The organism is Bradyrhizobium sp. (assembly GCF_049512235.1).
Classification (GTDB): Bacteria; Pseudomonadota; Alphaproteobacteria; order Rhizobiales; family Xanthobacteraceae; genus Bradyrhizobium.
The window spans coordinates 1-5,862 of sequence record NZ_JBEKXH010000405.1; the positions used below are offsets into that span (position 1 = coordinate 1).

Below are 5,862 nucleotides of genomic sequence, written 5' to 3' on the forward strand. Positions count from 1 at the left end.
TTCTCAGCGAGGTGCCCGCATGAGCGAAGCGAGATGCGGGACCTCGGAAACCCCGGATCTCGCTGAGCCTGTCATCGGGGGGCGCTCTCGCGCCGACGCGTTGGCTCATCCGGGCTACGCCAGCCGTAATGTGCTCTGATGAGGAGATGAGGCCCTCAGCGAATACGAGGTGGTTTACGCCCGATGGAAGTCTCTTCCATCGTCGGCCCGAAACGGGTATTGTCGCGCCATGACAAAACTTTTGGATGAAGCCCTTAGGGTTGCGCGCGGCCTCCCGTTGGATGCACAGGACGACATTGCCCGCATTGTTCTTCAGCTTGCCGGTAGCGATGAGGCCCCTCCGGTGCCGCTCTCAGCCGATGAGCGCGCGGCGATTGCGAAGTCGAAAGAGGCTGCGGCGCGCGGAGAATTCGCGAGCGATGAACAGGTTCGTGCTGCCTGGGCCAAACACGGACTGTGAAGCTCCGTTTCACTCTTCCGGCGCTAGCCGACCTTAATTCAATACTGGACTATATTGCCGCGCATTCACCGCAAGGCGCAAATCGTGTTCAGGGGCGTATCCAAAACATCATTGACCTGCTCTTGAGTCATCCCGATATCGGCACGCGCACGGAGGATCCAACGATTCGCCGTGTTTCGACGCCGCCTTATCTCGTTTTCTACGAGATTACCGAGACAGAGATTATCATTCACGCGGTTCGACATGCCGCTCGTGATCCTTCCGGCATGCCGGGTTCCGCGTAAAACAAGTGGCCGACTATTTCAGCCGCTTGCTGCGGATCGATCACACCCGCCGGCCTTTGCCGCGCCGCGGCCGTGGCAACCCCGGCGCTCGATACGCTGGCGGCCCTCACGATCAGGCGCGCGCGACCGGTCTTTATTAGGGCCAGCCGTCAAAACTATTGAATCGGATCTGGTTCTCCCCTGCACGCGCGATGCGGTGGGGGGAACCTGCCCCGGACTTGATCCGGAGCCTGTCCCGAACTTGATCCGGGGTCGGGGGCGACATGGAAGAGGATGGTAACTCCCGGTAACATATATGAAAGTTCGTGTCGCAGGCTACTAGAATCCGTGGTATGGTTTCTTTATGACCGAAAAGCGCAAGGGCTCAAGTATCGACGCGCCATCGCGCGTCCTCGGCGACAAAACCTTCGCGGCGATTACGGCCGTAGAGGGGTTGAAGCTTGGGAGCGCTTCGAAAAAGCGCCTGTTAGCCCTTAAGGAAAAGAAACTGACCCCTGCCCAAAAGCGAGCTGAGGTATTGCGGGCCTACGTTCAACACAAAGGCCGCTGAAGGACTTGAGCGGGTACGACATCTTTGATGACCCGTACTGCTATAAAGGCACATTCGTCCTAAAAAACTTGGCCTCAATCAAAGACGCAGCGACACTCGAAGCATTCGAGCTCGAAATGTCCACGCTGAGGGCGGAAGAACCCCTGCCCGCGGGCCTCTTCACGCCAGCGCATTACCGACGCGTCCACCATCACCTGTTTCAGGATGTTTACCGCTGGGCCGGAAAGTACCGGACCGTCCGAACGGGAAAGGCCGGAAATTGGTTCTGCTATCCCGAGCACATCGGCGGCAGCATGAAGCAACTGTTCAAGAAGGTAGTGCGCCCAGAGCTGAAGTCTGGCGCGAGCGTGGCGGACTTTCTGGACGCCTCCGCTGATTTCCTGGCTGAACTCAACGCCATTCACCCCTTTCGCGAAGGAAACGGCCGGTCCCAATTGGCTTTTATGTATCTGCTCGGGCGTCGGGCCCGCCGTCCGTTCAACCTCGAACGAATCGACCGTGAGACGTTTCTGCCCGCAATGACGGCGACGTGTCTGCGGACATCGGCCTGCCCAGCGCCGCCGAGCATTCCATCAAGGCAGACCTTGTGCTTCGGATCGCAAGGCGGGTTGAAGCCGAAGCCGTAACCCGCCGTCTTCTGTTGCGAAATGGCGGATTACGCTGCGCTCCAATCCGCCCTACGAGCTTTTTGTTGGCTGTCGGCTGGTAGGATGGGTGGAGCGCAGCGATACCCATCATTCTCAGTGAGGTCATTGCGAGGAGCCCTTGCGACGAAGCAATCCATGCTTGTGCTCGGCGAGAGATGGATTGCTTCGCTGCGCTCGCAATGACGGGGATGGAGCGCGGACCACATCACGAAAACTGATCGTTGCGGTTCTGGTGGATTAGCCGCGCGATGTGTCGCACGAAGGGCGGGGGTTCCGCAGTGCGACGGGCAACGGTTCTTATTCCGGACTGCTTCTGTGACCGTAATGCATTTTTCGTAGGGGCGACCCTCGTGGTCGCCCTCTTGCGGCATCACCCGGTCTCACCGGGGCACCCACAAAGCGGCGATTACCACGATCTGGTCCGCGCGACGCGCGCGAACCGGATGGTCTCCAATCCGCCCTACGCCGTGACCGTGCGTGATCCGCAGAACAAGCTTCCGCCGCCCGGCGTAGGTCACGTTATTCGTCTCTTAACGTACTATTCACCACTCCATCGTCAATGTAATGTTTCAGATTGTTTCTGGCCCGAAACACAACTTCCCGGGTATCGCTGGAGATGGGTCAATGGCCGTTAGCGCCCTCGGTACGATTCCTGCCGGAAGTCAGATCTCGCCCGCCAACCAGCGAATCTATCAGCAGAGCAACCTGATCGGGGACTGGAAGGGCACCTGGACGAAAAACAAACAAGCCGTCGAACTTAATGTTGTGAGCTCAACGGCGGCGCCGCGCAGGTCGAGTATACCCACAATGGCCATACCGAAAGAGGGACGGCAACCGTCACCGGCAACACCCTTACCTATGGCAATGTGACCATTGGGACACGCGACGGGAAACAGGCGGCCCTGGAGTTTTCTTTCGGGACGGCAACACAGTCCGCCATTCTGGCCAAGGCCGCCGCGCCCGCGGACCAGAACAACCTGGTAGGCAACTGGATCGGCGCCACAGCCAGCATGACCGCAGCCATCCAGGTAACTTCGATCAGTGGGCACGATGCGCAAGTCCAATACAACATCGCGGGACAAACTGGGCAGGGCACCGGAACGGCATATAAGGGAGCCGTTGAGCTCGGAAATGTGCAGTTCTCATCCAGTGATGGGCTGACCGGGACGGTGATCTTTAAGGTCGGGCATCAGACCGTGTCGCTCGCCGTGAAGAAATTCACCCCGAAAACGGCTTGAACATTTCCGAGCGCATCGATCTGGCTGCCGATCCGATCTGGTCGAGCAACTTCCTTCTGGCGTTCAAATCGGCTGTCACGAACGACAACGCCGCGATCTTTTCATTTTGCAGTCCCATGATCCTTCTCCCGGTTCCCAATTTATCATCTGCCTCGGCCGCTTCATCGCGCAGCCAGTTTGCTGCGAACCGTCGCCTGGGTGACGAAACTGTTCGGCGGCACGTTCTCCGTCAGCCAGACATTGCCGCCAATGGTTGAGCCGCGACCGATGACAATGCGGCCGAGTATGGTGGCACCCGCGTAGATGATGACGTCATCCTCGACAACGGGATGACGGGCAGTTCCCTTGATGACCTTGCCCTCGCGATCGGTCGGAAAATGCCGCGCTCCCAGCGTCACCGCCTGATAGATGCGCACGCGTTCGCCGATGACCGCGGTTTCGCCGATCACGACGCCGGTTCCGTGATCGACGAAGAAACTCGCTCCGATGCTGGCGCCGGGATGAATGTCGATCCCGGTCTTGGTGTGGGCAATCTCGGCGATCAGTCGCGCCACCAAGGTCGCTCCCATTCGATGCAGGACGTGGGCAATCCGATGATGGATGACGGCCAACATGCCGGGGTAGCCGATCAGGATTTCCGGGAAACTTCGGGCCGCCGGGTCGCCGACAAAGGCCGCGCGCAGATCGCTGACGAGCACGCCACGGGTTTCCGGCAGCGTCGATGCGAATGTCCGGGTCAACTCGATCGCATCCTGCAAGGCCTGATCGGATGATAGTCCGTCGGCGACGAACAGGCTGCCGCGCTGCACCTGCTCGAGCAGGGCATTGAGCGCGACATTCAGGGTGTTGCCGACGAAATAGTCGATATTCTCGGTGTCGAGGTCGGATCGACCATAGTGGCGCGGAAACAGCGCTTCGATGAGCCCGTTCAGGACAGTTTCGAGCGCGTCGCGGGATGGCGCCCGCCGCGCCGGGCCGTCTTGCCAAATGTTGTGGGTGATGTCGCGCGACGTCCGCAGTTCCGCGACAATGCGATCGAGACACCACCGCGACTCGGCGTTACCATCGCGATTGGCTGCGGTCCGCTCTGCTCCCTGCAATTTTGTACCGACACCCATGGCACCACTTCCGCAATTCGCGTCGTGCAAGAATGTCACACTCACCGAAGCCTTTGAATTCCAAAGCCGCCGACCGCACGGTAGGCTTATGCTCCGTGCAACGTCCTTCCAGCAAAAACCTTTCGCGCTGTTGGCTCTTTGACACCGCGATTGGCGACCATGAGATCAATGGAACGCCGCTTCCGGCCAAGGAATTTGTCTGATCGGCTCCGTCTTTCGGAGCGCCAAGGCGCTCCTCAGGCCTCCAGTCGCCAAGTTTTCCTTCCCCCGATGATGGCGCAAAAGGGGGACCTGTTTCAAAAAGACCAATAAGTTTGAAAGTTATTTTCGACTGTCCTCGTATAGTATTCCTGCTGCTCAAGACGCGAGGAGGCCCTCTGCGCAGCACTATGGCGATCGCCGTCGCGTGTCCATCGCGCCACTGTCGATGGCGATTTTCCCGTCAGCGTCGATGGCCGGCGCAGCATCACCCGCACCAAGGCGACAAAGCTCGCGACCGCCAAAGCGGCGTAGCGGCTCGCTACTCCTTGACGCAATTCCGGCTAGTTATTGGCTCAAGGGACCCCAACAAGCCGACCTCATTGACAACAGGGAATATGGATCGGTTGCCAATATCGCCCGTTCAATGAATATCTCAACTCGCAAGAACCCGCCGATCATGTCCGCGATGGCCTGGAAGGCGGCTGCCTTGCTTTTCTGCCGTCGCGCCGCAGATCAGGCCCGAATGTGAGCAGAACAGCTGATATCGTCATTGTGGGGGGAGGCGCAAGCGGCGTCCTGCTCGCCTGCCATCTGCTGCGGAGCTTCTCCGGCAACATCAAGGTGACCTTGATCGAAAAGAATCCGGCGATCGGCCGCGGGATCGCCTACGGCACGGCCAATCCGGCGCATCTCCTGAACGTCCGCGCCGCGAACATGAGCGCTTTCGCCGACGATCCCGATCATTTTTGGCGGTGGCTGCAGGCCAACAACCTCGCTACCGCCGGCTCGGATCAATTCTGCTTTGTATCTCGCCAGGTTTATGGACGTTACATCGAAAGTCTGCTTCGGGGCTTCTCCATCGGCAATGACCGGGAACTGCAGATCGTCCAGGGTGAATGCATCGCCATCGCCCCGGTCCCATCGGGCGCCGTCGCCAAATTAGCGGACGGTTCAAGCATCGCCGCGGAGATCGTTGTATTGGCCACGGGAAACGAAACCTGTCAGACCCACGCACCGGATAATTTGTATGCGAGCCCATGGAAAGATCCGGCTGCGACTGCAAGTCCGAGCGATGGCCATATTCTGATCCTGGGCACCGGGCTGACCATGGTCGACTATGTTCAATCGCTCCTGCATGGCGGACACGGCGGGCCGATCACGGCCATCTCCCGTCGCGGACTTCTCCCCATGCCCCATTGTCCGGTGGTCCCATTTCCAATTGAAAGGGCTGATATCCCTTTTGGGCGCGAAATCACCGAACTGCTGCGCTGGCTCCGCAAAATGACCCGCACCGCAGAACGGCGTGGCGGCGACTGGCGTAGCGCGGTCGATGGCATCAGGCCCTTTACCCAGGAGCTGTGGCA

The 5,862-nt window shown here is 59.4% G+C and carries 8 protein-coding genes and 1 pseudogene; 7 read left to right on the plus strand and 2 right to left on the minus strand.

Features of this window, described 5'->3' with window-relative positions:
• Positions 1-229 precede the first annotated feature (229 nt).
• From ABSG20_RS27625 to ABSG20_RS27645, 5 genes are all read left to right on the plus strand, one after another.
• Entirely contained in the window at positions 230-460 is a 231-nt protein-coding gene (locus ABSG20_RS27625; protein ID WP_423867652.1) for a hypothetical protein, read from the plus strand.
• A complete protein-coding gene (locus ABSG20_RS27630) occupies positions 457-744 on the plus strand; it encodes a type II toxin-antitoxin system RelE/ParE family toxin (RefSeq protein ID WP_423867653.1) in 288 nt (95 codons plus the stop codon). The genes ABSG20_RS27625 and ABSG20_RS27630 overlap by 4 nt, the downstream gene beginning before the upstream one ends.
• A 343-nt stretch (positions 745-1,087) precedes the next feature.
• Positions 1,088-1,294 (plus strand): hypothetical protein, encoded by a 207-nt coding sequence (locus ABSG20_RS27635; RefSeq protein WP_423867654.1) that lies wholly within the window; start codon positions 1,088-1,090, stop codon positions 1,292-1,294.
• 5 nt (positions 1,295-1,299) lie between these two features.
• Positions 1,300-1,920: a Fic/DOC family protein gene (locus tag ABSG20_RS27640; RefSeq protein ID WP_423867655.1), complete on the plus strand. Its 621-nt coding sequence runs from the start codon at positions 1,300-1,302 to the stop codon at positions 1,918-1,920.
• Between the two features lie 887 nt (positions 1,921-2,807).
• Complete coding sequence (locus ABSG20_RS27645) at positions 2,808-3,179, plus strand: hypothetical protein (protein ID WP_423867656.1); 372 nt, start codon at positions 2,808-2,810, stop codon at positions 3,177-3,179.
• Here the strand turns inward: ABSG20_RS27645 and ABSG20_RS27650 are convergent.
• Positions 3,160-3,297, minus strand: coding sequence for a hypothetical protein (locus tag ABSG20_RS27650; protein WP_423867657.1), 138 nt, complete (start codon positions 3,295-3,297; stop codon positions 3,160-3,162). The two genes, ABSG20_RS27645 and ABSG20_RS27650, sit on opposite strands and share 20 nt — an antisense overlap.
• A gap of 43 nt (positions 3,298-3,340) precedes the next feature.
• Complete coding sequence (gene epsC / locus ABSG20_RS27655) at positions 3,341-4,297, minus strand: serine O-acetyltransferase EpsC (RefSeq protein ID WP_423867658.1); 957 nt, start codon at positions 4,295-4,297, stop codon at positions 3,341-3,343.
• Between the two features lie 388 nt (positions 4,298-4,685).
• Here epsC and ABSG20_RS27660 point away from each other — a divergent pair.
• A pseudogene (locus ABSG20_RS27660) lies at positions 4,686-4,810 on the plus strand (TauD/TfdA family dioxygenase); the annotation flags it as partial.
• Positions 4,811-5,050: 240 nt separating this feature from the next.
• A partial coding sequence (locus ABSG20_RS27665) for an FAD/NAD(P)-binding protein (RefSeq protein ID WP_423867659.1) occupies positions 5,051-5,862 on the plus strand: 812 nt, incomplete at its 3' end.